The sequence below is a fragment of the Streptomyces sp. NPDC045967 genome, assembly GCF_056430495.1.
On the sequence record NZ_JBWKLE010000001.1, the window covers coordinates 92,056 to 118,746 of the forward strand.

Annotated in this window: 21 protein-coding genes, 2 tRNA genes and 1 pseudogene; 20 read left to right on the plus strand and 4 right to left on the minus strand. The window is 73.0% G+C overall.

The features are described from left to right. Positions 1-5: 5 nt before the first annotated feature. The 12 genes and pseudogenes from AC07FY_RS00425 to AC07FY_RS00480 all read left to right on the plus strand — a co-directional run bounded on the left by AC07FY_RS00425 (position 6) and on the right by AC07FY_RS00480 (position 13,446). Positions 6-1,706 (plus strand): LCP family protein, encoded by a 1,701-nt coding sequence (locus AC07FY_RS00425; protein ID WP_478998653.1) that lies wholly within the window; start codon positions 6-8, stop codon positions 1,704-1,706. A gap of 119 nt (positions 1,707-1,825) precedes the next feature. Beyond that, on the plus strand, positions 1,826-2,272 hold the full coding sequence (rsfS, locus tag AC07FY_RS00430) for a ribosome silencing factor (protein WP_030008628.1): 447 nt from the start codon (positions 1,826-1,828) through the stop codon (positions 2,270-2,272). Then, the gene (locus tag AC07FY_RS00435; RefSeq protein ID WP_478999794.1) at positions 2,269-2,925 is read left to right on the plus strand and encodes a histidine phosphatase family protein; all 657 of its coding nucleotides are present in this window, start codon (positions 2,269-2,271) and stop codon (positions 2,923-2,925) included. The genes rsfS and AC07FY_RS00435 overlap by 4 nt, the downstream gene beginning before the upstream one ends. A 122-nt stretch (positions 2,926-3,047) precedes the next feature. Next, positions 3,048-3,120, plus strand: a tRNA-Ala gene (locus AC07FY_RS00440). 144 nt (positions 3,121-3,264) lie between these two features. Beyond that, positions 3,265-3,498 (plus strand): hypothetical protein, encoded by a 234-nt coding sequence (locus AC07FY_RS00445; protein ID WP_007264019.1) that lies wholly within the window; start codon positions 3,265-3,267, stop codon positions 3,496-3,498. 129 nt (positions 3,499-3,627) lie between these two features. Continuing rightward, positions 3,628-3,700: transfer RNA gene (locus AC07FY_RS00450), tRNA-Ala, on the plus strand. Between the two features lie 343 nt (positions 3,701-4,043). Beyond that, complete coding sequence (gene leuS / locus AC07FY_RS00455) at positions 4,044-6,914, plus strand: leucine--tRNA ligase (protein WP_478998656.1); 2,871 nt, start codon at positions 4,044-4,046, stop codon at positions 6,912-6,914. A gap of 122 nt (positions 6,915-7,036) precedes the next feature. Further along, the gene (locus AC07FY_RS00460; RefSeq protein WP_478998658.1) at positions 7,037-7,831 is read left to right on the plus strand and encodes a hypothetical protein; all 795 of its coding nucleotides are present in this window, start codon (positions 7,037-7,039) and stop codon (positions 7,829-7,831) included. Between the two features lie 198 nt (positions 7,832-8,029). Then, a complete protein-coding gene (locus AC07FY_RS00465; protein ID WP_478998660.1) occupies positions 8,030-8,875 on the plus strand; it encodes a DegV family protein in 846 nt (281 codons plus the stop codon). 164 nt (positions 8,876-9,039) lie between these two features. Continuing rightward, on the plus strand, positions 9,040-10,047 hold the full coding sequence (locus AC07FY_RS00470) for a ComEA family DNA-binding protein (protein ID WP_478998662.1): 1,008 nt from the start codon (positions 9,040-9,042) through the stop codon (positions 10,045-10,047). Further along, positions 10,044-12,422: pseudogene (locus AC07FY_RS00475) on the plus strand (ComEC/Rec2 family competence protein); the annotation flags it as partial. The gene AC07FY_RS00470 and the pseudogene AC07FY_RS00475, both read left to right, overlap by 4 nt. A 142-nt stretch (positions 12,423-12,564) precedes the next feature. Then, complete coding sequence (locus AC07FY_RS00480) at positions 12,565-13,446, plus strand: YceI family protein (RefSeq protein WP_478998663.1); 882 nt, start codon at positions 12,565-12,567, stop codon at positions 13,444-13,446. Positions 13,447-13,460: 14 nt separating this feature from the next. Here AC07FY_RS00480 and AC07FY_RS00485 read toward each other — a convergent pair whose 3' ends face one another. Next, positions 13,461-13,703 (minus strand): hypothetical protein, encoded by a 243-nt coding sequence (locus AC07FY_RS00485; RefSeq protein WP_478998665.1) that lies wholly within the window; start codon positions 13,701-13,703, stop codon positions 13,461-13,463. 76 nt (positions 13,704-13,779) lie between these two features. On the opposite strand from AC07FY_RS00485, the gene holA reads away from it, so the two are divergent. Continuing rightward, positions 13,780-14,772: a DNA polymerase III subunit delta gene (gene holA, locus AC07FY_RS00490; protein ID WP_478998667.1), complete on the plus strand. Its 993-nt coding sequence runs from the start codon at positions 13,780-13,782 to the stop codon at positions 14,770-14,772. 206 nt (positions 14,773-14,978) lie between these two features. On the opposite strand, the gene rpsT is transcribed toward holA, so the two are convergent. Then, on the minus strand, positions 14,979-15,245 hold the full coding sequence (gene rpsT, locus AC07FY_RS00495) for a 30S ribosomal protein S20 (RefSeq protein WP_030384651.1): 267 nt from the start codon (positions 15,243-15,245) through the stop codon (positions 14,979-14,981). A 221-nt stretch (positions 15,246-15,466) separates the two neighbouring features. Between rpsT and lepA the strand changes: the two genes are divergently transcribed. The 3 genes from lepA to hemW all read left to right on the plus strand — a co-directional run bounded on the left by lepA (position 15,467) and on the right by hemW (position 20,751). Then, a complete protein-coding gene (lepA, locus tag AC07FY_RS00500; RefSeq protein ID WP_478998669.1) occupies positions 15,467-17,332 on the plus strand; it encodes a translation elongation factor 4 in 1,866 nt (621 codons plus the stop codon). A 239-nt stretch (positions 17,333-17,571) separates the two neighbouring features. Further along, a complete protein-coding gene (locus AC07FY_RS00505) occupies positions 17,572-19,461 on the plus strand; it encodes an AMP-dependent synthetase/ligase (protein WP_478998670.1) in 1,890 nt (629 codons plus the stop codon). Between the two features lie 57 nt (positions 19,462-19,518). Next, positions 19,519-20,751: a radical SAM family heme chaperone HemW gene (hemW, locus tag AC07FY_RS00510; protein WP_478998672.1), complete on the plus strand. Its 1,233-nt coding sequence runs from the start codon at positions 19,519-19,521 to the stop codon at positions 20,749-20,751. A gap of 45 nt (positions 20,752-20,796) precedes the next feature. On the opposite strand, the gene AC07FY_RS00515 is transcribed toward hemW, so the two are convergent. Together AC07FY_RS00515 and AC07FY_RS00520 are read right to left on the minus strand one after the other, a co-directional pair. Then, the gene (locus AC07FY_RS00515) at positions 20,797-21,597 is read right to left on the minus strand and encodes a DUF3097 domain-containing protein (RefSeq protein ID WP_478998674.1); all 801 of its coding nucleotides are present in this window, start codon (positions 21,595-21,597) and stop codon (positions 20,797-20,799) included. A gap of 34 nt (positions 21,598-21,631) precedes the next feature. Continuing rightward, positions 21,632-22,351, minus strand: a complete 720-nt coding sequence (locus AC07FY_RS00520) for an MBL fold metallo-hydrolase (protein WP_478998676.1) — start codon at positions 22,349-22,351, stop codon at positions 21,632-21,634. 146 nt (positions 22,352-22,497) lie between these two features. On the opposite strand from AC07FY_RS00520, the gene hrcA reads away from it, so the two are divergent. The 4 genes from hrcA to AC07FY_RS00540 all read left to right on the plus strand — a co-directional run bounded on the left by hrcA (position 22,498) and on the right by AC07FY_RS00540 (position 26,631). Further along, positions 22,498-23,514 (plus strand): heat-inducible transcriptional repressor HrcA, encoded by a 1,017-nt coding sequence (hrcA, locus tag AC07FY_RS00525; protein WP_478998677.1) that lies wholly within the window; start codon positions 22,498-22,500, stop codon positions 23,512-23,514. Continuing rightward, complete coding sequence (gene dnaJ / locus AC07FY_RS00530) at positions 23,515-24,654, plus strand: molecular chaperone DnaJ (protein WP_478998679.1); 1,140 nt, start codon at positions 23,515-23,517, stop codon at positions 24,652-24,654. A 145-nt stretch (positions 24,655-24,799) separates the two neighbouring features. Further along, positions 24,800-25,891, plus strand: a complete 1,092-nt coding sequence (locus tag AC07FY_RS00535) for a nitronate monooxygenase (protein ID WP_478998681.1) — start codon at positions 24,800-24,802, stop codon at positions 25,889-25,891. After that, positions 25,888-26,631: a 16S rRNA (uracil(1498)-N(3))-methyltransferase gene (locus tag AC07FY_RS00540; protein ID WP_478998683.1), complete on the plus strand. Its 744-nt coding sequence runs from the start codon at positions 25,888-25,890 to the stop codon at positions 26,629-26,631. The genes AC07FY_RS00535 and AC07FY_RS00540 overlap by 4 nt, the downstream gene beginning before the upstream one ends. The last annotated feature ends 60 nt before the right edge of the window (positions 26,632-26,691 follow it).

Genomic DNA, 26,691 nt, shown 5'->3' on the forward strand with positions numbered 1-26,691 from the left:
CCGCGGTGAACGACCGACAGGACCAGTACGGCCGCTACGACCCGCCCGCGGGCCACGAGCAGCAGCTCCTCGGCTACGACGCGTACGGCCGGCCGGTGTACGGCCAGGCGCCCGCGCAGCAGCCCGCCCCGCCCGCCCAGGAGTACGCGCAGGAGTACGCGCAGGACTACGACCAGCAGCAGTACGGCTACGCGTACCCGGCGCAGGACTACGACCGCCGGCCCCCGCAGCAGTACTACGCCGACCCGGCGCAGGGCCACGCCCAGCAGACCCCGGGCTACGGGTACGACACGCAGCAGCAGGCCCAGCAGGCCCAGCAGTGGATCCCCCAGCAGGCGGCCCCCGAAGCCCCGTACCGGCCGGAAGCCGATCCCGGGCCCGAGCCGCAGCGGAGCCGGCAGGTCCCCGAGCCGCGCAGGTCCGACGACGAGCCGCAGGCCGGGCGGGACTACCGCACGGAGATGTTCGCCTTCATCGACCAGCCGGACGAGGACTCCGAGGACGTCATCGACTGGCTCAAGTTCACCGAGAGCCGCACCGAGCGCCGCGAGGAGGCCCGCCGCCGCGGCCGCAACCGGGTCGTGGCGCTGGTCGTCGTCCTCGCGCTGTTCGTCGTCGCGGGCCTCGGCTACCTCTGGTACGCGGGGAAGCTGCCCTTCCTCGACGGCCCCGGCGCGAAGGGCGGCGCCGCGAGTGCCCCCGCCGGGCCGCAGAAGCGCGACATGATCGTCGTCCACGTGCACAACACCAAGAAGGGCGGCACCTCCTCGGCGCTGCTCGTCGACAACGTCACCGCCGAGCAGGGCGCGACCGTCCTGCTGCCCAACACCCTCGGCGTCCCCGGCGCCGACGGGACGGCCACCGGCCTCGGCAAGGCCGTGGAGGGCGGAACCGGCACCCGCGAGGCGCTCGACTCCGTGCTCGGGACGCACATCGGCGGTACCTGGCGGCTGGACACCCCCTTCCTGGAGAACCTGGTCGAGCTGGTCGGCGGCATCGAGGTCGACACCGACACGGCCGTCCCCGCCGACGACGCGGCCAAGGCCCCGGCGGTCGGCCAGGGCCCGAAGCAGAGCCTGAGCGGCCCGATGGCCGTCGCCTACGCCATGCACCGGGGCCAGGGCGAACCGGAGGCCAGGCAGCTGGAGCGGCTGGGCAAGGTGCTGCACGCGGTCCTGCGCAAGGTCCCCGGCGACCCGAAGGCGGCCGCGGTGACGGTCGAGAGCATGGGCCAGATCCTCGACCCCGCCCTGAACGCGCAGACGCTCGGCGCCCTGCTGTCACGGCTCGGCGCGCACGCCAAGGTGGGCGCCTACCGCACCGACGTCCTCGCCGTGAAGGCCGACGGCGGCCTGACGGACGAGGCCACGCAGAAGGTCGTCAAGGAGGTCCTCGGCGGCTCGGTCGCGGCGGCGCAGCCGGGGGCCGCCCCGCGCGTGGGGCTCAAGGACGCCACGGGCGACGACAGGACGCAGGTCGCGGCCAAGGCGGCGCTGCTGAACGGCGGCTACGACTTCGTGGACGGCGGCAAGGCGGACAGGACCGCGGCGGCCTCGCAGATCACCTACCAGGACGACGCGCAGAGGGACCGGGCGATCGAGGTGGCCAAGACGCTGGGGCTGCCCGAGACGGTCGTGAAGAAGGCCGAGAACGCCGTGAACGCGGATGTCGTGGTGGTCCTGGGCAAGGACTACAAGGCGTCCTGACCCGTGCCTCGCCAGGCTCTGACAGGCGGGTTCGCCCGCGCGGAACGTTCCGCGCGGGCGGTGTCGGCGGTACATGAGACCCTTGTAAGGATCTGCCCGCCAACCCGAAAGCATGGCCAGTGACCGCCACGGACCGCTCCATCGAGCTCATCACCGCCGCCGCCCAGGCCGCGGCCGACCGGCTCGCGCACGACATCATCGCGTACGACGTCAGCGACGTGCTGTCGATCACCGACGCCTTCCTCCTCGCCTCCGCGCCCAACGACCGCCAGGTCAAGTCGATCGTGGACGAGATCGAGGAGCGCCTGCTCAAGGAGCTCGGCGCCAAGCCGGTGCGCCGCGAGGGCGACCGCGACGCCCGCTGGATCCTGCTGGACTACGTCGACATCGTCGTCCACGTCCAGCACAGCGAGGAGCGGGTCTTCTACGCGCTGGAGCGCCTGTGGAAGGACTGCCCCGAGATCGAGCTCCCCGAGGACGCCAAGCTCACCATCGGCAAGGCCGAGGAGCACGCCAAGCTGCGCGAGGCGGCCGGCGACGACGAGCTGGACGGTGATCTGTTCTGAGCGCGAGCACTTCGGGCAGGACCGGCAGGAAGATCGTCCTCTGGCGGCACGGCCAGACCTCGTGGAACCTGGAGCGCCGCTTCCAGGGCTCCACGGACATCGAGCTGACCGAGGCGGGCGTGGCGCAGGCGCGCCGCTCCGCCCGACTGCTCGCCTCGCTGAAGCCGGACGCCATCGTCGCCTCCGACCTGCGGCGCGCCTCGGCCACCGCCGCCGAGCTGGCGTCTGTCACGGGACTGCCCGTCACGCACGACACGGCGTTGCGCGAGACGTACGCCGGTGAGTGGCAGGGCCTCACGCACGACGAGATCCTCGGCAAGTACGGCGAGCAGTACGCGGCGTGGAAGCGCGGGGAGCCCGTCCGCCGCGGCGGCGGTGAGCTGGAGACCGAGGTCGCGGACCGCGCCGCGCCGGTGGTGCTCGAGCACGCCGGGCGGCTGCCGGAAGGCGGCACCCTCGTGGTCGTCAGCCACGGCGGCACCATCCGTACGACCATCGGCCGCCTGCTGGGCCTGGAGTCGTTCTACTGGGAGGGCCTGGGCGGGCTCTCCAACTGCTGCTGGTCCGTCCTCGGCGAGGGCGCGCGCGGCTGGCGCCTGCTGGAGCACAACGCCGGCACGCTGCCGGAGCCGGTGCTCGGCGACGACGACTGAGCGGCTCCGCGCCGCTTCCCCCGGGGCCCGCAGCCGGATTTCACTTTCCGGCTGGTCCCAGGCTAGAGTTCTTCTTGTTCGCAGCGCGGAACGCCGGAGACGGGGGGAGCGCGGCGGAGAGCGGGGCTATAGCTCAGTTGGTAGAGCGCCTGCATGGCATGCAGGAGGTCAGGAGTTCAATTCTCCTTAGCTCCACAATCAGGATCCCGTCCCCTAACAGGGGGCGGGATCCTTGCTTTTGTACCCTTTGCGATTGCTGACCCGGCCGGTACCGGCATGACAGAATCGGACGGCCGGAGGGGGAGACGACGGCCCGATGCGGGAGGGAGTCGCTGACGGATGGGTGCACACCGGCGGCGGTGCGACTGGTGCAACAACGGCACGCCGATCGTGCGGGACATGGAACCGGTCAACCCCGACTACCAGTACTGGTGCGAGGAATGCGCGCGGGCGCTGATCATAAAGGGCGACCCGATCGAGACGTACCGGGAGCTCGAGGGGGAGCCGATCTACGGCCGGCTGCTCGACGAGCACTGCACGCTCAAGAGGTTCTACCAGTTCGCGAGAGCGTGACGGAATAGGTCAAATCGGGCATGGCCTGCGGTCGACGGAAACCGATTTTTGGACCCGGGCCATGACCGTGTAATGTTTGGGACGTCGCCAGGGAGAGCCGGAAACGGAAGCCCGCGGCAAGCAGGACAAGGGGCTATAGCTCAGTTGGTAGAGCGCCTGCATGGCATGCAGGAGGTCAGGAGTTCAATTCTCCTTAGCTCCACAGTGAAGAAGCGGGCCACCCGGATCGGGTGGCCCGCTTCTCGTGCTGCCGACGGCCGCCGCGGCCGGGTGTGGCGGCCTGCGGGACGGTGCCCGAGCCGCTCGGCAACCCGCTGCCGGCGCGGCGTCCGGCCCGCCGGAGCGCGGACGGACCGGGCGGCGGTTGCGACCGCTGCGGTACTCTGACGCCATGCGTGCCGTACGCCTTCTGCTTACCGAGCCGCGCTGATCAGTACCGACCTGCGAGACGGTCGGCATCGGCGCGGCGCCCCCTCCTGTGCGAGGGGTTTTTTCGTTTGGGCAGGCAGAGACGGCAGAGACGATCGATGGAGCTTGTAGAAATCATGAGCGAGACGAACACCCCGGCCCCCGAGGCGGCCGAGGGGCACCGTTACACGGCTGCCATGGCCGCCGACATCGAGGCACGCTGGCAGGACGCCTGGGACGCGCAGGGCACCTACGAGGCCCCGAACCCGACCGGTGACCTGGCCGGCGACCCGGCCGTGGTCGCGCGGCCCAAGAAGTTCATCATGGACATGTTCCCGTACCCGTCCGGCGCGGGGCTGCACGTCGGCCACCCCCTCGGGTACATCGCCACCGACGTCTTCGCCCGCCACCAGCGGATGACCGGGCACAACGTCCTGCACACCCTGGGCTTCGACGCCTTCGGCCTGCCGGCCGAGCAGTACGCCGTGCAGACCGGCACGCACCCGCGCGTGTCGACCGAGGCGAACATCGAGAACATGAAGGTCCAGCTGCGCCGCCTGGGCCTGGGCCACGACAAGCGCCGGTCCTTCGCGACGATCGACCCGGACTACTACAAGTGGACCCAGTGGATCTTCCTGCAGATCTACAACTCCTGGTACGACGCGGACGCCCGCAAGGCCCGCCCCATCGCCGAGCTGGTCGCGGACTTCGAGAGCGGCTCCCGCGAGGTTCCCGGCGGCCGGGCGTGGGCCGGGCTGGATGCGGCCGAGCGCGCCGACGTCCTGAACGGGTACCGGCTGGCCTACGCCTCCGACGCGCCCGTCAACTGGTGCCCGGGGCTCGGCACCGTACTGGCCAATGAGGAGGTCACCGCGGACGGCCGCTCCGAGCGCGGCAACTTCCCCGTCTTCAAGGCCAAGCTGAGCCAGTGGAACATGCGCATCACCGCCTACGCGGACCGGCTGCTGGACGACCTGGACGCGCTGGACTGGCCCGAGGCCATCAAGCTGCAGCAGCGGAACTGGATCGGCCGCAGCGAGGGCGCGCGCGTCGACTTCCCGCTGGGCGACGAGGCGATCACCGTCTTCACCACCCGTCCGGACACCCTGTTCGGCGCCACCTACATGGTGCTGGCGCCCGAGCACCCGCTGGTGGAGAAGTTCGTCCCGGCCGCCTGGCCCGAGGGCACCCACGACGTGTGGACCGGCGGCCACGCCACCCCGGCCGAGGCCGTCGCCGCCTACCGCAAGCAGGCCGCCTCGAAGTCCGACGTCGAGCGGCAGGCCGAGGCCAAGGACAAGACCGGTGTCTTCACCGGGGAGTACGCGGTCAACCCGGTCAGCGGCGAGAAGGTCCCCGTCTTCATCGCCGACTACGTGCTGATGGGCTACGGCACCGGCGCGATCATGGCCGTCCCGGCGCACGACAGCCGCGACTTCGAGTTCGCGCGCGCCTTCGAGCTGCCGATGCGCTGCGTCGTCGCCCCGACCGACGGGCGCGGCACCGACCCGGCCCAGTGGGACGACGCGTTCGTGGCGCACGACGCCGTACTGATCGACTCCGTGGGCGAGGGCGTCTCCCTGGACGGGCTGGACGTCCCCGAGGCCAAGGCCGCGATCACCGCGTGGCTGGAGTCGCGCGGCATCGGCCAGGGCACCGTCAACTTCCGCCTGCGCGACTGGCTGTTCAGCCGTCAGCGCTACTGGGGCGAGCCCTTCCCGATCGTCTACGACGAGGACGGCGTCGCGTATCCGCTGCCCGAGTCGATGCTGCCGCTGGAGCTGCCGGAGGTCGAGGACTACTCGCCGCGCACCTTCGAGCCGGACGACGCGACCTCCCAGCCGGAGACCCCGCTCTCCCGCAACGCGGCCTGGGTCAACGTCGAGCTGGACCTGGGCGACGGGCGCGGTGTCCGCTCCTTCCGCCGTGAGACCAACACCATGCCCAACTGGGCCGGTTCCTGCTGGTACGAGCTGCGCTACCTGGACCCGAACAACGCCTCGGCGCTGGTCGACCCCGAGATCGAGCGGTACTGGATGGGTCCGCGCGAGGGCGCTCCGCACGGCGGTGTCGACCTGTACGTGGGCGGCGCCGAACACGCGGTGCTGCACCTGCTGTACGCGCGCTTCTGGTCGAAGGTGCTGTTCGACCTGGGTCACGTCTCGTCGGCGGAGCCGTTCCACAAGCTGTTCAACCAGGGCATGATCCAGGCGTACGCCTACACCGACGAGCGCGGTGTGTACGTTCCGGCGGCCGAGGTCGAGGAGCGGGACGGCGCGTACTTCCACGACGGCAAGCAGGTCAGGCGCGAGCACGGCAAGATGGGCAAGTCCCTGAAGAACGCCGTCACCCCGGACGAGATCTGCGAGGAGTACGGCGCGGACACGCTGCGCCTGTACGAGATGGCGATGGGTCCGCTGGACGTCTCGCGTCCGTGGGACACCCGGGCCGTGGTGGGCCAGTACCGCCTGCTGCAGCGCCTGTGGCGCAACATCGTCGACGAGGAGACCGGCCGGGTCACCGTCGTGGACGGGGAGCCGGGCGAGGACACGCTGCGCGCCCTGCACAAGGCGATCGACGGAGCCGGCGCCGACATGGCCGCCCTGCGCTTCAACACCGCCATCGCGAAGATCACCGAGCTGAACAACACCCTGACCAAGGCGGGGCGGCCGCTCGAGCGGTCCGTCGCCGAGGCCCTGGTGCGGCTGGTGGCCCCGCTGGCCCCGCACATCGCCGAGGAGCTCTGGCACCGGCTGGGCCACACCGATTCGGTGGTCCACCAGGACTTCCCCGTCGCGGACCCGGCGTACGTCGTGGACGAGACCGTGACCTGCGTGGTGCAGGTCAAGGGCAAGGTCAAGGCCCGCCTGGAGGTGCCGCCGACGATCTCGGAGGCGGAGCTGGAGCGGCTGGCGGTCGGCGACGAGGCCGTGGTCGCGGCCCTGGGCGGTGCGGAGATCCGCAAGGTCATCGTGCGTGCGCCGAAGCTGGTGAACATCGTCGTCTGACGGCGCCGGCTCCCCATGGGGGAGATCCCGTACGGGCAGGTTGGGGGTTCGAAGGGAACCCCCGGCCTGCCCGCGGCGTTTACGGTGGAGAGGAACAGCCGAGCCCGGGGAAAGGGGCCACCATGGAGGCCGCGTTGATCATCTTCGCGCTGATGCTGCTGGCTTTCGTCGGCCTCGGCGCGTATCTCACGGTCAAGGCGGTGGGTGCGGCCAAGCGGGGCGTGGAGCGCACGGTCGTCCAGGCGCGGCGCACGGTGGAGGACACCGCGCTGAGGGCCAAGAGCTTCGGCCAGGTGGGCGTGGCGGGGGCTCTGGCGCAGCTGCGCCTCGACCTGCGGACGTCGATGCGGGCCACGGAGCAGGCGCTGTCCGAGGGCGCCCGGGTGGACGCCTCGCTGAAGGAGTCCCTCGGCCTGTTCCAGCGGCTGAGCGCGCACGGCCGGGAACTGGACGCCGAGCTGAAGCGGCTGGAGCAGGAACCGGACCGGCAGCGCACCGGCGAGCTCCTTCCGGAGCTGCGGGAGCGCACCGCCAGGATCGTCGGGTCCGCGGACTCGCTGCGCTGGGCGGCCCGGGACCGGGCCCGGCGCTTCGCGGAGGACGAGCTGTCCACGCTGTCGACGCAGATCGAGATGGAGTCCGGGGCGCTGCGCGACTGGTCGCGGGAGCCGGTGGACGACCTGGCGGCGGCGGCCGCGGCCTGGGACGCGGCGCAGGAGGCCGGGCCCCACGCGTCGGGTGCGCGGAGTGCGGCGCAGGGGCAGGCCCAGGGTCAGGCTCAGGGCCAGGGAAGCGGTCAGGGGTCCGGGAACGGTCAGGGGTCTGGGAACGGGCAGGGACCGGCGGCTCTGAGTCCGGCGGCTCCCGCGCACGAGTACCCGTGGCAGAAGACGCGTCGGCCGGAGAACACGACCTGACCCGGGGCGGGTGACCGCGTACGCTCTGCTCGTCGTCGTGCCGGCGTGTTGGCTCCGCTGAGGGGTCGGCGAGGCCGTGCCGAGGTCGGTCGATGGTCCTGTCGAGCGTCCGCCGACGGCTGTCGGTGGGGGACTGCTGAGGCCCTGCCCATGGGACCGGGCTGCCGCGCGGTCTCCACTGGCGGTAACCTCCGGCTCATGTCCCGCCATGTCGCCATCGTCACCGATTCCACGGCCTACCTGCCCCCACCGGCCATGGCGCGGCACGGAATCAGCTCCGTCCCGCTCACCGTGGTACTCGGCGGCGAGGCCCTGGAGGAGGGCACCGAGATCTCGGCGCGCAGCCTCGCCCTGGCCCTGCAGAAGCGCCGCTCCGTCACCACCTCGAGGCCCAGCCCGGAGGAGTTCACCCGGGCCTACCAGGGGGCCGCGGACGCCGGTGCGACCGGCATCGTGAGCCTGCACCTGTCCGCCGAGTTCTCCGGCACCTACGACGCGGCGGTGGTCGCCGCGCGGACCGCGCCGGTGCCGGTCCGGGTCGTGGACACCGGCATGGTCGCCATGGCGCTGGGTTTCTGCGCCCTCGCCGCCGCCGAGACGGCCGAGGCGGGCGGTTCCGTCGACGACGCGGTGGCCGCCGCGGAGAAGCGGGCGGCGGACATGTCCGCCTACTTCTACGTCGACACCCTCGACTACCTGCGCCGCGGCGGGCGGATCGGTGCCGCCCAGGCGCTCCTCGGCTCGGCGCTGGCCGTCAAGCCGCTGCTCACCCTGGAGGGGGGCCGGATCGAGATGCTGGAGAAGGTGCGCACGGCCTCCAAGGCCATCGCGCGCCTGGAGGAGTTGGCCGTGGACCGCGCGGGAGCGGGCAGCGTCGATGTCGCGGTGCACCACCTGGCGGCGCCGGAACGGGCCGAGAAGCTCGCGCGACGGCTGCGCGAGCGCATTCCGGGGCTGGTCGAACTGCACGTCAGCGAGGTGGGGGCGGTGATCGGCGCGCACACCGGGCCGGGGCTGCTGGCGGCGGTGGTCTCGCCGCGCTGAGCGATGGCGGCGGCCGGGTCCGGCGGGGCGCGGTGGTGGCGGATGCGGTGGCGGTGAGCGCCTCCTTCACCGGAACGAGTGGCGGCGTTGTCCACAACGGGGCGGTTGTCCACCGGAATTGAGGGCTCCGAACGGGCGGAGGGATGCGCCCCTACCGTCGTGGCATGACTCTTCGAACGCGTACTCCACTTCCGTCGGGCGCCACGAGCGGCCCGGGCCGGAACCGTCTCTCCGACGGCCGTCTGCGGCACCGCCGCGGCCCCGGTGTCCGCCGAGGCCACCACGCCCTGCCTGCCGACCCGGCCGCCGTGCGGCGCCGCGCCGAGGCCCTGCTGAGCGGCAGCAGCCCGCCGGGGCCCGCCCCGGGGCCGGAGCCAGGGCCTCCGCCCGAGGTGGATCCCGGGCTGCCGGGCCAGGGAGGTCCCGGGCCTGCACCGGAGCCGGGCCCCGGGCTTGCGCCGGGGCCGGAGCCAGGGCCGCCCGAGGCGGGGAGCGGGGGCGCGGTCGGGGAGGCGGCCGGGCTGTCCTCCTCCGCGGCGCGGGGGCTCGCGCTGCGCGAGCGGTTGCCGGTGTGGTTCCAGGCCCGCTGCGGGGTGGAGCCGCGCACGGTGGCAGCCGTCGGGGTGGTGCTGGCCGTGGCGGTCGGTTTCGCCGCCCAGCAGTTCTGGTCCGCCCGGCCCCGGCCGGTGACCGCGCCGGCGGTGGTCGCCCCGGCCGCGGTGCCCGCGTCGGCCACGGCGCCGGCCCTCGCGGGGGGCGCGGCCCGGATCGTCGTCGACATCGGCGGCAAGGTCCGGGAGCCGGGCGTGCGCAGGCTGCCGGCCGGCTCGCGGGTCGAGGACGCACTGGCCGCCGCCGGGGGTGTGCGGCCCGGTACGGACACCTCCGGGCTGAATCGGGCCCGGGTGCTGGTGGACGGCGAGCAGGTCCTGGTGGGAGCCCCGGCGCCACCCCCGCCGGCCGGTGGCGGTCCGAGCCCGGGGCCGCTCAGCCTCGGCACGGCGACCGTCGAGCAGCTGGACGGGCTGCCGGGGGTCGGGCCGGTGCTGGCGCAGCACATCGTGGACTTCCGCACCGCCCGCGGGGGTTTCCGCTCCGTCGAGGAGCTCCGGCAGGTCAACGGCATCGGCGAACGGCGCTTCGCCGACCTGCGCACGCTGGTGCGGCCGTGAGCCGCCCCGAGGGTGCGCGGCCGGCGGACCTGCGCCTGGTCGCGCCGGCGCTCGCCGCCTGGGCGGCGGCCGCCCTTGCCCTGGACGCCCCCGCGGGGCTGACCGCCGCGGGAGCGGGAGCCGGCGCGGCCGGCGCGGGGATGCTGCTCCTGGTCGGGCGCTGGAGGCCGGAGCCCCGGTGGCGGACCGCACCCGCCCTGGCCGTGGCCCTGCTCTGCGCCTGCGCGGGAGCCGGTGTGGCGGGGCTCCAGCGGGCCGAGGCTCGGGCGGGGCCGGTGCCGGGACTGGCCCGCGAGCATGCCCGGGTCCTCGCGGAGCTCACCGTCGGCTCCGATCCGCGGATCGCCGGGAACGGCCGGGGGAGCGGGCCGCCGGTGGTGGTGCTGGACGCGGTGGTGACGGGCGTGACCGGGCCCGACGGGGCGCGGACCCGGGTCGAGACCCCGGCGCGGGTGCTGGCCGGGCACCCGGGATGGGCCCGGTTGCTGCCCTCCACCCGGGTCGAGGTCGTCGCCCGGTTGGCGCCGACCGGGGACGGCGAGCGGGCCGTGGCCCTGCTGCGGCCGGCCGGGGACGCCCCGCCCGCGGTGACCGGTGGCCCGGACCGCGCGCAGCGCTTCGCCGGGCGGCTGCGGGCGGGGCTGCGCGAGGCCACCGAGGGGCTCGCGCCGGATGCCAGGGCCCTGCTGCCGGGGCTGGTTGTCGGTGACACGTCCAGGGTGCCGCCGGACCTGCACGAGGCGTTCAAGACCACCGACCTGCTGCACCTGCTGGCGGTGTCGGGGTCCAACCTGACCGTGGTGCTGTTCCTGCTCATCGGACCCCCGGCCCGGGCGCAGCGGGCGGAGCGGCGCGGGCTGGCGCCCCGGCTGGGGCTCTCGCTGCGGGCCACCGCCCTGTGCGGGGCGGCTCTGACCCTGGCGTTCGTGGTGGTGTGCCGGCCGGAGCCGAGCGTGCTGCGCGCCGCGGCCTGCGGGGCGGTCACGCTGCTGGCCCTCGCCACCGGTCGGCGCCGGTCCCTGATCCCGGCCCTGGGCGCCGCCGTACTGCTGCTGGTCCTCTACGACCCGTGGCTGGCGCGCAGTTACGGGTTCCTGCTGTCCGTCCTGGCCACGGGCGCGCTGCTCACCCTCGCGCCCCGGTGGAGCGTGGCCCTGCGGCGGCGCGGGATGCGGCCGGGGCCGGCGGGGGCGCTGGGCGCTGCCGCGGCCGCGCAGGCGGTGTGCGCGCCCGTGGTCGCGGTGCTCTCGGCCCGGGTCAGCCTGGTGGGGGTGCCCTGCAACCTGCTGGCCGAGCTGGCGGCCGGTCCGGCGACGGTCCTCGGCTTCGCGGCGCTCGCCGCGGCCCCGGTGTGGATGGACGCCGCGCGGGTGCTCGCCTGGTGCGCGGGGGTGCCCGCCGGGTGGATCGCCGGCGTGGCCCGGGCCGGCGCGCGGCTGCCGGGGGCGGAGCTGGCCTGGCCGGGCGGGCTCACCGGCGGGTTGCTGCTGGCCGCCGCGACAGTGGGCCTGGTCCTGCTCGGAGCCCGGTTCGGCAGGCACCGGTGGGTCTGCTGCGCCCTGGCGGTGCTGCTGCTCCTGGCGGTGCTGAGGCCGCCGCAGCTCACCCGTACGCTCACCGGCTGGCCCCCGCCCGACTGGAGCTACGTGCAGTGCGCCGTGGGGCAGGGGGACGCGGCGGTGCTCGCCCTCGGCCCGGGCGAAGCCCTGGTGGTGGACGCCGGGCCGGATCCCGGTCCGGTCGACGCCTGCCTGCGCGCCCTGGGCGTGCACCGGGTGCCGATGCTGCTGCTGACGCACTTTCACGCCGACCACGTCGGGGGCCTGTCCGGGGTGCTGCGCGGCCGGTCGGTGGGTGTGATCCAGACCACGGCGCTGGAAGAGCCCGCCGGGCAGGCGCAGATGGTCCACCGGTCGGCGGCCGCCGCGGGCGTCCCCGTGGTGCGGGCGGTGGCGGGGGAGCGGCGCCGGGCCGGTCCGCTGGAGTGGCAGGTGCTCTGGCCGCCGGCGTCCGGGCCGCCGCCCGAGGGGCCCAACGACGCGAGCGTCGCCCTGCTGGTCCGGGGCGCGGGGCTGACCCTTCTGCTGCTCGGGGACCTCGAACCGCCCGCCCAGCAGGCCCTGCTGAGGGAGCATCCGCGGCTGGGTCCGGTCGATGTGGTGAAAGTGGCGCACCACGGCTCCGCACACCAGGACCCGGAGCTGTACGGGCGGATCAGGGCCAGGGTCGCCGTCATTCCCGTGGGTGCGGCCAATCGCTACGGACACCCCGCACCCGGTACGCTCGCCCGGCTGCGGGCCTCGGGGGCGGCCGTCCTGCGGACCGACACCGACGGGTCGGTCGCGGTGTCCGGCGGGGGCCCCGGGTTGCGCGTGTTTCCGGCCGGCAGGCGGCGGGGGCGACACGGCCGAGCCGCGTGCGGCCCTTCTGTTTGCCCCCGACCCGACAGCATGATCGAATGCGTTTCCGCCAGAACGGTCCAAGTCCAAGTCCACACAGCACGGGGGTGCATCAGCCATGTTCGGACGCCGACGGGGGATGGAGACGGTCGGAAGTCCCGGCCCGCACACATCCGCGACACTGACATTGCCACCGGCGGCGGGTCTGCTCAGCTGCCGGGTCCTCGACACCGTCCACCAGCCGGTCCGGCAGGCGGCGTTCGAGGTGACCGACCCGATCGGGCGGCGGATCGTGCGGGGCGAGACCGATCCGTACGGCGGTTTCACGGTGACGGTGCCGGAGGGGGAGTACCGGCTCTCCGTCACCGCCGAGGGGTACGCGCCGTTCCACGGGGCGACGCTCGTGGGGGACCCGGCCCAGCCCGGGACCGCGGAGATCGTCCTCGACGCGGTGGAGCCGCCGCTGCTGCCGCAACCCGGGCACTGGGAGCTCGACCCGACGCACTCGTCCATCGCGTTCACGGCCCGGCACATCGGGTTCGCCCGGATCGTCGGCCGGTTCAACACCTTCGCCGGAGCGGTGCGGATAGCCGACCGCATGGAGGACTCCTCCATGCACGTGATCATCGACGCGGCGAGCATCGACACCGGCGTACGGCTGCGGGACGACCACCTGCGGTCGGGGGACTTCCTCGACGCGGCCCGCCATCCGACCGTGGAGTTCTACAGCGAGCGGTTCATCCACCGCAGCGGCAGCCGCTGGGCCGTCGCCGGGGCCCTCACCCTTCACGGGGTGAGCCGTTCGGTCACCCTGGACACCCAGTACCTGGGCGTGGGCACGGGCCTGCAGGGCGAGCCGCGCGCCGCCTGCCGGGCCACGGCCGAACTGCACCGCGAGGACTTCACCCTGAACTGGCAGTCGGTGCTGGCGCACGGCATCGCGGCCATCGGTTCGAGCGTGAAAGTGGAGCTGGACGTGCAGATCGTCCACAAGGCCTGAGCGCGGCCGGAGTCCTACGGGGCTTCCAGCCAGCCCTCGTACTCGGCGGCGAGGGCGTCGAGCGCGGCGGTGTCGAGCAGGTCCCGGGGGTCCTCGACGACCACCAGCCACTGGGCGTCCTCGGCGTCGTCCTCACCGGCCAGGGCGTCGCGCACCAACTGCGGTTCCTCCGGGAGGCCGAAGCGGTCCGCGGCCTCCCGGGCAACCTCCTCGGCGGAGTCGCGGTCGGGCAGGACGAGTACATGTCGCACGTTCACGCGATCATTCTCACCCACGGGGTCAGGGGGGCCGCCGGGCCGGGGGCTGTCAGTGCGGCGTGGGATGCTGGAGCCGATGGCCACCAGGAAGAACCCCACCGACGATCCGCTCGCCCCGCTCACCCTCGCGGTGGGGCAGGAGGACCTGCTGCTCGACCGCGTCGTGCGGGAGGTGGTGGCGGCAGCCCGTGCCGCCGACGCCGACACCGACGTCCGCGACCTGTCCTCCGAGCAGCTCCAGCCCGGCACGCTGGCCGAGCTGACGAGCCCCTCGCTCTTCTCCGAGCGCAAGGTCCTGATCGTGCGCGGCGCGCAGGACCTGTCCGCCGACACGGTCAAGGAGGTGAAGGCGTACCTCGACGCGCCCTACGAGGAGATCGTCCTCGTCCTCCTCCACGCGGGCGGGGTCAAGGGCAAGGGCCTGCTGGACGCGGCCCGCAAGGCGGGGGCCCGGGAGATCGCCTGCCCCAAGATGACGAAGCCGGCGGACCGGCTGTCCTTCGTACGGGGTGAATTCCGCACGCTGGGCCGGTCGGCGACTCCCGAGGCGTGCCAGAGCCTGGTCGACGCGATCGGCAGCGACCTGCGGGAACTGGCGAGCGCGGCGGCGCAGCTGTGCGCGGACGTCGAGGGCACCATCGACGAGGCCGTGGTCGGCCGCTACTACACCGGCCGTGCCGAGGCCTCCAGCTTCACCGTCGCCGACCGCGCCGTCGAAGGACGTGCGGCGGAGGCCCTCGAAGCCCTGCGCTGGTCGCTGTCCACCGGGGTGGCGCCCGTGCTGATCACCAGCGCCCTGGCCCAGGCCGTGCGGGCGATCGGCAAGCTGGCCTCCGCCCCGCGGGGAGCCCGCCCCGGCGACCTCGCGCGGGACCTCGGGATGCCGCCCTGGAAGATCGACCGGGTCCGCCAGCAGATGCGCGGCTGGTCGGCGGACGGGGTCGCGGACGCCCTGCGCGCCGTGGCCGCCGCCGACGCGGGGGTCAAGGGCGGCGGCGACGATCCGGAGTACGCCCTGGAGAAGGCGGTCGTGGCCGTGGCCCGCGCCGCCCGTGCGCCGCGCCGCTGACGACGAACGAAGCGCCGCCGACGACGTGCGAAGGCCCCCGCCGCCGCCCTGGGGAAGGGTGGTGGCAGGGGCCTTCGGTTACTGCTCGCACTGCTTGTGTGCGCCGCACCCGCGTGGCGAACGCAGGCCGCGTGCGGCGCGGTGTGCCGGTGAAGGAGCGGAAGAGAGGGCCCGCTTGGTCCCTACCGGCGATTCACATCGAGAGCTCAGCCCTGCAGGGAGGCAACCTTGGTGGCCAGCGCCGACTTCTTGTTGGCGGCGGCATTCTTGTGGATGACACCCTTCGAGACAGCCTTGTCGAGCGCACGCGCGGCGGCACGGGAAGCCACGGTGGCCTTCTCGACGTCACCGGCGACGACGGCCTCGCGGGCCTTGCGGATCGCGGTCTTGAGCGAGGACTTGACGGCCTTGTTGCGCAGGCGCGCCTTTTCGTTCGTCTTGTTCCGCTTGATCTGGGACTTGATGTTCGCCACGAAAGAGCCTTTTCAGGTTCAGAGTTTTGTTCTTCGGATTGTGTCCCGACAGCTGAGAGGGCATACGAGACACAGCTGCCCAGGCTACCAGGCGCGCTCGGGGCGGCCCAAACCGAGCGCACTGCCCGGTCCATGGGACCATGGGAGTCAGCGTAGAGATCCCAGTGATCCGCCCAGGATCGATCACGCCCCCGACTGAGACCCGAGAATCAGGACACTGCGTGCCCGCCATCCCCAGCCACGTGCCCGAGCCGAGCCGTACCGACCCGGCGCTGATCCGCAACTTCTGCATCATCGCGCACATCGACCACGGCAAGTCGACGCTTGCCGACCGGATGCTCCAGCTCACCGGGGTGGTCGACCAGCGGCAGATGCGTGCCCAGTACCTCGACCGCATGGACATCGAGCGTGAGCGCGGCATCACGATCAAGTCCCAGGCGGTCCGGCTGCCCTGGGCGCCGACCGAGGGCGAGGGCCAGGGCACCACCCACGTCCTCAACATGATCGACACCCCCGGGCACGTCGACTTCACCTACGAGGTCTCGCGCTCCCTCGCCGCGTGCGAGGGCACGGTCCTGCTGGTGGACGCCGCCCAGGGCATCGAGGCGCAGACCCTCGCCAACCTGTACCTGGCGATGGAGAAGGACCTCGCGATCGTCCCCGTCCTGAACAAGATCGACCTGCCGGCCGCCCAGCCGGAGAAGTTCGCCGAGGAGCTCGCGAACCTGGTCGGCTGCCAGCCCGAGGACGTCCTGCGCGTCTCGGCGAAGACCGGTCTCGGCGTGGACGCGCTGCTCGACAAGATCGTCGCCACGGTCCCGGCCCCGGTCGGCCCCAAGGACGCCCCGGCCCGCGCCATGATCTTCGACTCGGTCTACGACTCGTACCGCGGTGTGGTCACCTACGTCCGTGTGGTCGACGGCCAGCTCAACAAGCGCGAACGCATCCGGATGATGTCCACCGGCGCCACCCACGAGCTGCTGGAGATCGGTGTCTCCTCGCCCGAGATGACCCCGGCCGACGGCATCGGCGTCGGCGAGGTGGGCTACATCATCACCGGCGTCAAGGACGTCCGCCAGTCCAAGGTCGGTGACACCATCACCAGCCTGCACCACGGCGCGACCGAGGCGCTCGGCGGCTACAAGGACCCCAAGCCCATGGTCTTCTCGGGGCTCTACCCGCTCGACGGCTCGGAGTACCCGGACCTGCGCGAGGCCCTGGACAAGCTCCAGCTCAACGACGCCGCGCTGGTCTACGAGCCGGAGACCTCGGCGGCGCTCGGCTTCGGCTTCCGCGTCGGCTTCCTCGGCCTGCTGCACCTGGACGTGGTCCGCGAGCGCCTGGAGCGCGAGTTCGGCCTCGACCTGATCGCGACCGCGCCCAACGTCGTCTACCGGGTGGTCCTGGAGGACGGCAAGGAAGTCAGCGTCACCAACCCGAGCGAGTTCCCCGAGGGCAAGATCTCGGACGTGTTCGAGCCGGTCGTGCGCGCCACGATCCTCGCGCCCAGCGAGTTCATCGGCGCGATCATGGAGCTCTGCCAGACCCGCCGCGGCACCCTCCTCGGCATGGACTACCTCTCCGAGGACCGGGTCGAGATCCGCTACACCCTCCCGCTCGCCGAGATCGTCTTCGACTTCTTCGACCAGCTGAAGTCCAAGACGCGCGGTTACGCCTCCCTCGACTACGAGCCCACGGGCGAGCAGTCCGGCAGCCTGGTCAAGGTCGACATCCTGCTGCACGGCGACAAGGTCGACGCCTTCTCCGCCGTCACCCACAAGGACGCGGCCTACGCCTACGGCGTGCGCCTGGTCGCCAAGCTGCGCGAGCTCATCCCGCGGCAGGCCTTCGAGGTGCCGATCCAGGCCGCGATCGGCTCCCGCGTCATCGCCCGCGAGACGATCCGCGCCATCCGCAAGGACGTCCTCGCCAAGTGCTACGGCGGTGACATCTCCCGTAAGCGGAAGCTGCTGGAGAAGCAGAAGGAGGGCAAGAAGCGGATGAAGATGGTCGGCTCGGTGGAGGTCCCGCAGGAGGCCTTCATCGCCGTCCTCTCCAGTGACGAGTCCGGCGGCAAGAAGAAGTAACCGCGCCCGCGACCGCCCCGGAAGCAGGCCCCCGCGCTCCGGCGCGGGGGCCTCTTTCGTTATGAAGCGGCCGCTTGCGAGCCCTTACGCAGGCGGCGGACGGCCTCTAGTCTGATCACTGCTCGATGGTTACTCGCCAGTCACCTGCTGGTTACGTCTCAAACCCCGCCTGTCCCGATGCGCCCCGCCAAGCGCCCCACGCCCACGCACTGCCCGCGTGGTCCGGTCCGGAGGATGTCGTGAGCGACACACAGACCTTGATCGAGAACCGCCCGCCCACGGTGGCGGCCCTCTTCCTTGAGCGCGTGGCCGCCACGCCCCATGCGGAGGCGTACCGGTACCCGGTGCCCGCGGCCGCCGGCCAGGGGCCCGACGACTGGAAGTCGCTGAGCTGGGGGCAGGCGGCCGAGCGGGTCTTCGCCATCGCCGCCGGCCTGATCGACCTGGGCCTGGAGACGGAGCAGCGGGTCGCGCTCGCCTCGAACACCCGGGTCGAGTGGATCCTCGGCGACCTCGGCGTGATGTGCGCCGGCGGCGCGGTCACCACGATCTACCCGACCACGAACGCGGAGGAGTCGGCGTACATCCTCGCGGACTCCGAGAGCCGGTTCCTCATCGCCGAGGACGGCGCACAGCTGGCCAAGGCGCGCGAGCGCCGCGCCGAGCTGCCCCACCTCGCGCACGTCGTGGTCGTGGAGGGCGCCGACGCGGTCGCCGCCGACGGCGACCCCGAGGGCTGGGTGCTCTCGCTCGCCGATCTGGAGGCGCGCGGCAAGGAGTACCTGGCCAAGCACCCCGAGGCGGTCAAGGAGCGGATCGGGGCCATCACCGCCGACCAGCTCGCCACCCTCATCTACACCTCCGGCACCACCGGCCGCCCCAAGGGCGTCCGGCTGCCGCACGACAACTGGTCGTACATGGCCAAGGCCACCGTCGCCACCGGCCTGATCACCAAGGACGACGTCCAGTACCTGTGGCTGCCGCTGGCCCACGTCTTCGGCAAGGTGCTGACCTCCGGCCAGATCGAGGTCGGCCACGTCACCGCCGTCGACGGCCGGATCGACAAGATCATCGAAAACCTGCCGATCGTGCAGCCGACCTACATGGCGGCCGTCCCGCGCATCTTCGAGAAGGTGTACAACGGCGTCGCCGCCAAGGCCCGGGCCGGCGGCGGGGCCAAGTACAAGATCTTCCAGTGGGCGGCCGGCGTGGCCCGCGAGTACGCCAAGGTCACCCAGGACAACTTCCGCCGCACCGGCCACGCGACCGCCCCCTTCGGCCTCACCACCAAGCACAAGATCGCCGACGCGCTGGTCTACTCCAAGCTCCGCGAGGCCTTCGGCGGCAACCTGCGCGCCGCCGTCTCCGGCGCCTCCGCCCTGGCACCCGAGATCGGCTACTTCTTCTCCGGCGCCGGCATCCACATCCTCGAGGGCTACGGCCTGACCGAGTCCAGTGCCGCCTCCTTCGTCAACCCGGGCGAGGCCTACCGCACCGGCACCGTCGGCAAGCCGCTCCCCGGCACCGAGGTCCGCATCGCCGACGACGGCGAGGTCCTGCTGCGCGGCCCCGGCATCATGCAGGGCTACCACGGCCAGCCCGAGAAGACCGCCGAGGTGCTGGAGTCCGACGGCTGGCTGCACACGGGCGACATCGGCGAGCTCTCGCCCGACGGCTACCTGCGCATCACCGACCGCAAGAAGGACCTGATCAAGACCTCGGGCGGCAAGTACGTCGCCCCGGCCGAGATCGAGGGCCAGTTCAAGGCGATCTGCCCGTACGTGTCGTCGATCGTCGTGCACGGCGCCGACCGGAACTTCTGCTCCGCCCTGATCGCGCTCGACGAGCCGTCGATCCTGGGCTGGGCCGTCGAGAACGGGCTGTCGGGGAAGACCTACTCCGAGGTGGTGGCCGCGCCGGAGACCAACCGCCTGATCGAGACGTACGTGCAGACCCTCAACGAGGGCCTCCAGCGGTGGCAGACGGTCAAGAAGTTCCGGATCCTGCCGCGCGACCTCGACGTCGAGCACGGCGACCTCACGCCCAGCCTCAAGCTGAAGCGGCCGGTCGTCGAGCGTGAGTTCAAGCACCTGATCGACGAGATGTACGAAGGGGCGCGCGAGCAGTAGCCCGGGGGCGCCGCGCGCGGCGTCGAGGAGCACGGGGCGGTGCGGGATGATGGGGTCATGCCTTCCGCACTGCCCGACGGTGAACCCATGCCCGCAGACGGCTCGCTGCCGCCGCACGCCCTGGCGGGCGCGGGTGACCGGCCGCTCGGCTTCTACCTGCACGTTCCGTACTGCGCCACGCGCTGCGGCTACTGCGACTTCAACACCTACACGGCCACCGAGCTGCGGGGCACCGGCGGTGTGCTCGCCTCGCGGGAGAACTACGCCGACACCCTGATCGACGAGGTCCGCCTCGCCCGCAAGGTGCTCGGGGACGACCCCCGGGCCGTGCGGACGGTCTTCGTGGGCGGCGGCACGCCGACCCTGCTGCCCGCCGGGGACCTCGTCCGCATGCTCGGGGCGATCCGCGACGAGTTCGGCCTGGCCGAGGACGCGGAGATCACCACCGAGGCCAATCCGGAGTCGGTGGACCCGCGCTACCTGGCCGAGCTGCGGGCCGGCGGCTTCAACCGGATCTCCTTCGGCATGCAGAGCGCCAGGCAGCACGTCCTGAAGGTGCTGGACCGCACGCACACCCCCGGGCGCCCGGAGGCCTGCGTCGCCGAGGCCCGGGAGGCGGGCTTCGAGCACGTCAACCTGGACCTGATCTACGGCACGCCCGGTGAGTCCGACGAGGACTGGCGGGCCTCGCTCTCCGCGGCGCTGGGCGCCGGACCGGATCACATCTCGGCCTACGCGCTGATCGTGGAGGAGGGCACCCAGCTGGCGCGGCGGATCCGCCGGGGCGAGGTCCCGATGACGGACGACGACGTGCACGCGGACCGCTACCTGATCGCGGACGCGGTGATGGCGCAGGCCGGCTACTCCTGGTACGAGGTGTCGAACTGGGCAGCCTCGGAGGCCGGGCGCTGCCTGCACAACGAGCTCTACTGGCGCGGCGCCGACTGGTGGGGCGCGGGGCCGGGCGCGCACTCGCACGTGGGCGGGGTGCGCTGGTGGAACGTCAAGCACCCGGGGGCCTACGCCGCCGCGCTGGCCGAGGGGCGGTCCCCCGGGGCCGGGCGCGAGCTGCTGTCGCAGGAGGACCGGCGGGTCGAGCGGATCCTGCTGGAGCTGCGGCTGGTGGACGGCGTGCCGCTGTCGCTGCTCGCCCCGGCGGGACTCCAGGCCTCCCGCCGCGCCCTGGCGGACGGGCTGCTGGAAGCGGAGCCGTACGGGGCGGGACGCGCCGTGCTGACCCTGCGGGGGCGGCTGCTGGCCGACGCGGTGGTCCGGGACCTGGTCGACTGACCGCGGCCCCGGCCCCGGCCCCGGCACCCGCCGGCCCGGGCAGTGCTAGGGAGCCGTCACGTGGTCGATGAGGTGCTCCACCGAGCCCAGCAGGGTGGGCTCCAGGTCCTTGTAGGAGGTCACCCGGGAGAGGATGTGCTGCCAGGCGGCGCCGGTGTTCTCCGGCCAGCCCAGCGCGCGGCAGACACCCGTCTTCCAGTCCTGGCCGCGCGGGACCACCGGCCACGCGGCGATGCCCAGGGCGGACGGCTTCACCGCCTGCCAGACGTCCACGTACGGGTGGCCCACGATCAGGACGTCCGGAGAGGTCACCGACGCCGCGATGCGGGACTCCTTGGACCCCGGCACCAGGTGGTCCACCAGGATCCCCAGGCGGGCGTCCGGGGCCGGGCCGAAGTCGGCGACGATGGCCGGGAGGTCGTCGATGCCCTCCAGGTACTCCACCACCACCCCTTCGATCCGCAGGTCGTCGCCCCAGACCCGCTCCACCAGCTCGGCGTCGTGGCGGCCCTCCACGTAGATCCGCCCGGCCCGGGCCACCCGCGCCCGGGCCCCCGGGACGGCGATCGAGCCGGAAGCGGTGCGCCGGGGCCCGGCGGGGCCGCGCGAGGGGCGGACCAGGGTCACCACGGCCCCGTCGAGCAGGAAGCCACGGGGCTCCAGTGGGAACACCCGCCGCTTGCCGAAGCGGTCCTCCAGGGTCACCGTGCCCGCCTCGCAGGCCACCACCGCGCCGCAGAAGTCCGTACCGGCCGCCTCGACGACCAGATCGGGCTCCGCCGCCACCTCGGGCACGGCCTTCGGGCGCTTCCACTGGGGGGTCAGGTCGGGGGAGTACTCGCGCATCCGGCCGAGCGTAGGAGAGGCACCGCGCTCATGGCTACGACACGCCGAAACGGGCGGCCAGTGCGGCGCGTTGCCCCCGCACGAAGGCGGCGGTGACCACCGCTCCGTGACCCGGCACGTACTGAGCGTCGTCCCCGCCCAGGGCCAGCAGCCGGTCCAGGGCCGCGGGCCACTGCCGGGGCGCCGCGTCGGGGCCCGCCGAGGGCTCGCCCGACTCCTCGACCAGGTCCCCGCAGAACACCGTCTCCCGCTCGCCCGGCACGAAGACCGCGAGGTCGTGGCGCGTGTGCCCGGGGCCCACGTTGGCCAGCAGCACCCGCACCCCGCCCAGCTCCAGCGTCCACTCGCCCGACACCAGGTGCTTCGGCGGCACGAGCAGCTCCACCGCCTCCGCGGCCTCCGCCTCGGCCAGGCCGTGGCGCACCGCGTCCCCGCGCAGCTCCTCGCGGCCCGTGGCGAGCAGCGCGTCCAGCCCGACCGCGCCGAAGACCTCGGCGCCGGGGAAGGCGGCCGCGCCCAGTACGTGGTCGAAATGTCCGTGGGTGAATGCGATATGGGTCACGTGCCGGCCCGTCAGCCGCTCCGCCTCCGCCCGCACCCGCGCACCTTCGCGCAGCGAGGAGCCCGGGTCCACCAGGAGCACGGAATCGTCCCCCACCACCAGTCCCACGGTGCAGTCCCACACCGGCAGCCGCCGCCGGCCGGTCCTCGCGGTCAGCCCTTCCCAGCCCGCCTCTTCCCATCGCACGTCCATGCCGCGACGCTACCCTGGCGGGCCTCCCTTGCCAGGGCCGGACCACCCGGCCGTACACTGAGCGGGGGATCCCTGGCACTCGAACGGCCAGAGTGCCAGTCAGCGGACCACGAACACGGCAACGGACCAGAGCTGGAGGTGTGCGCATGCTCAGCGAACGCAGACTCGAAGTGCTGCGTGCCATCGTCCAGGACTACGTCGGGACGGAGGAGCCGGTCGGCTCCAAGGCGCTCACCGAGCGGCACCGGCTCGGCGTCTCGCCCGCCACCGTGCGCAACGACATGGCCGTGCTGGAGGAGGAGGGCTACATCGCCCAGCCCCACACCAGCGCCGGCCGGATCCCCACCGACAAGGGCTACCGCCTCTTCGTCGACAAGCTGGCGGGGGTCAAGCCGCTGTCGAGTCCCGAGCGGCGTGCCATCCAGAACTTCCTCGACGGCGCCGTCGACCTCGACGACGTGGTCGGCCGCACGGTGCGGCTGCTCGCGCAGCTGACCCGGCAGGTCGCCGTCGTCCAGTACCCGAGCCTGACCCGGTCGACCGTCCGGCACGTGGAGCTGCTCTCGTTGGCTCCCGCGCGCCTGATGCTCGTACTGATCACGGACACCGGGCGCGTCGAGCAGCGGCTGATCGACTGCCCCGGCCCCTTCGGGGAGGCATCGCTGGCCGACCTGCGGGCGCGGCTCAACAGCAGGGTCGTCGGGCGCCGCTTCACCGACGTCCCGCCGCTCGTCCAGGACCTTCCGGAGTCCTTCGAGGCGGACGACCGGGGCACGGTGTCGACCGTGCTCTCGACGCTCCTCGAGACCCTGGTCGAGGAAGCCGAAGAGCGGCTGATGATCGGCGGCACCGCCAATCTCACCCGCTTCGGACACGATTTTCCCCTGACGATCAGGCCGGTGCTCGAAGCGCTGGAGGAGCAGGTCGTGCTCCTCAAGCTGCTGGGCGAGGCCGGCGAGTCGGGAATGGCCGTACGGATCGGGCACGAGAACGCCTACGAGGGGCTGAACTCCACGTCGGTCGTCTCGGTCGGTTACGGTTCGGGCGGCGAAACGGTCGCCAAACTCGGCGTGGTCGGACCGACCCGCATGGACTACCCCGGAACGATGGGAGCGGTACGCGCAGTGGCACGTTACGTCGGACAGATCCTGGCGGAGTCGTAAGTGGCCACGGACTACTACGCCGTTCTCGGCGTGCGCCGCGACGCATCGCAGGACGAGATCAAGAAAGCCTTCCGGCGCCTCGCGCGTGAACTCCACCCGGACGTGAATCCGGACCCGAAGACGCAGGAGCGCTTCAAGGAGATCAACGCGGCCTACGAGGTGCTCTCGGACCCGCAGAAGAAGCAGGTCTACGACCTGGGCGGGGACCCGCTGTCCTCCTCCGGCGGCGGTGGCGGCGCGGGCGGCTTCGGGGCGGGCGGCTTCGGCAACTTCTCCGACATCATGGACGCCTTCTTCGGCCAGGCATCGCAGCGCGGCCCGCGCTCGCGGACCCGGCGCGGCCAGGACGCCATGATCCGCCTGGACCTGGAGCTGGACGAGGCGGCCTTCGGGACCACCAAGGACATCCAGGTCGACACGGCCGTCGTCTGCACCACCTGCTCCGGCGAGGGCGCCGCCCCCGGCACCTCCGCGCAGACGTGTGACATGTGCCGCGGCCGCGGCGAGGTCTCGCAGGTCACCCGGTCCTTCCTGGGCCAGGTCATGACCTCGCGGCCTTGTCCGCAGTGCCAGGGCTTCGGCACCGTCGTCCCGACCCCGTGCCCCGAGTGCGCGGGCGACGGCCGGGTCCGCTCCCGGCGCAGCCTCACCGTCAAGATCCCGGCCGGTGTCGAGAACGGCACCCGCATCCAGCTCGCGGGCGAGGGCGAGGTCGGCCCCGGCGGCGGCCCCGCCGGCGACCTGTACGTGGAGATCCACGAGCTGCCGCACCCGACCTTCCAGCGGCGCGGGGACGACCTGCACTGCACGGTCACCATCCCGATGACGGCGGCGGCCCTCGGCACCAAGTGCCCGCTGGAGACGCTGGACGGCATGGAGGAGATCGACATCCGGCCCGGCACCGGGTCGGGGCAGTCCATCCCGCTGCATGGGCGGGGCGTCACCCACCTGCGCGGCGGCGGGCGGGGCGACCTGATCGTGCACGTCGAGGTGACCACCCCGGGCAAGCTGGACGCCCAGCAGGAGGAGCTGCTGCGCCAGCTGGCGAAGCTGCGCGGCGAGGAGCGGCCGACCGGCCAGTTCGCGCCGGGCCAGCAGGGGCTCTTCAGCCGCCTGAAGGACGCTTTCAACGGCCGCTGACCGCCTGCGACCTCTTGTGGACGAGCCCGGCCGGGGATGCCCCGACCGGGCTCGTCCCGTGTGTTCCGGCCGCGCCGGCAAGCGGACTATGCCAGGCGAATGCCGTGATTCGGCCCCCTGAGCGGGACATGGCACGATGCAGGGCATGTCCTCGGCAGCGAACGGTCTCTGCGCATACCCGATCGTGCAGGCCCCCATGGCGGGCGGCGCCTCCTGCCCCCGGCTCGCCGCCGCCGTGTGCGAGGCGGGCGGACTGGGCTTCCTGGCGGGCGGGTACAAGACCGCGGACGGCATGTACCAGGAGATCAAGCAGGTGCGCGCCCTCACCCGGCGCCCCTTCGGGGTGAACCTGCACGTGCCGCAGACCGGTCACGTGGACCCGGCCGCCGTCGAGGCGTACCGCGGGCAGCTGGCCGGCGAGGCGAGCTGGTACGAGGTCTCGCTGGCCGACGAGGACGTCATGGGCACCTGCGACGACGGCTACGACGCCAAACTCGCGATCCTCCTGGAGGACCCGGTCCCCGTGGTCTCCTTCACCTTCGGCGTCCCCGCCCCGGCGGTCCTGGCGTCGCTGCGCAGGGCGGGGACGTACACCGTCGTCACCGCGACCTCCGTCGAGGAGGCCCGCCGCGCGCAGCAGGCCGGGGCGGACGCCGTCTGCGTCCAGGGGGTGGAGGCCGGCGGCCACCAGGGCACGCACCGCGACGACCCGCGCACCGACGGCACGGCCTCGGTGGGCCTGCTCGCGCTCGTGGCCCAGGTGCGGGAGGCGGTGGCGCTGCCCCTCATCGCCGCGGGCGGACTGATGCGGGGCTCGCAGATCGCCGCCCTGCTCGCGGCGGGCGCGGAGGCCGCCCAGCTCGGCACGGCCTTCCTGGCCTGCCCCGAGTCGGGGGCGGACCCGCTGCACAAGAAGGCGCTGACCGACCCGCTGTTCGTCCGCACCGAGCTCACCCGGGCCTTCTCCGGGCGGCCGGCGCGGGGCCTGGTCAACCGGTTCATGCGCGAGCACGGGCCGTACGCCCCGGCCGCCTACCCGCAGGTCCACCACCTGACCGCGGGGCTGCGCAAAGCGGCCGCCGCGGCCGGGGACCCGCAGGGCATGGCCCTGTGGGCGGGCCAGGGGCACCGGCTGGCGCGGGCGCTGCCCGCAGGGGAGCTGATGGAAGTGCTGGCGGCCGAACTGGCCGAGGCACAGAGCACGTTGAAGGCAATGCAGATGAGGAGTGCGTCATGACCGCCCCGGTGTTCGTGGTCGAAGAGGTCCCGGCCGGACCGGAGTTCGTCCTGGACGGCCCGGAGGGCCGGCACGCGGTGTCGGTGAAGCGGCTGAACCCGGGCGAGGCGGTGGTCCTCACGGACGGCCGGGGCGGCTGGGCGGAGGCGGTCGTCAAGGCGGCGGAGGGCAAGGACAGGCTGGTCGTGACGGTGTCCGGGGCCTTCGAAGAGCCCGAACCGGCCGTCCGGATCACCGTGGTCCAGGCCCTGCCCAAGGGGGACCGGGGCGAGGTGGCCGTGGAGACCATGACCGAGACGGGCGTGGACGCCATCGTGCCGTGGCAGGCGTCCCGGTGCATCACGCAGTGGCGCGGCGAGCGGGGGGCCAAGTCTCTGGCGAAGTGGCGTGCCACCGCCCGGGAGGCGGGCAAGCAGTCCCGCCGGGTCCGCTTCCCGGAGGTGGCCGAGGCCATGTCCACCAAGCAGGTGGCGGCCCTGCTGGCCGGCGCCGACCTGGCGATGGTCCTGCACGAGGACCGCGACACCCCTTCCGAGGCGCTGGCCGTCGCCGAGCTGCCGGCGGCCGGGTCCGTCGTGCTGGTGGTCGGTCCGGAGGGCGGGGTCTCCCCGGACGAACTGGCCGCCTTCGCCGGGGCCGGAGCGCACCCCTACCGCCTGGGCCGCTCCGTCCTGCGCACCTCCACGGCCGGCACGGCGGCCACGGCCGTCCTGCTGGCCCGTACCGGGCGCTGGTCCTAGGCCGACCTGGGACGGCGACGCCACCGGCCGGAACTCCCCCCGTCCCGGCGGGGATACGAT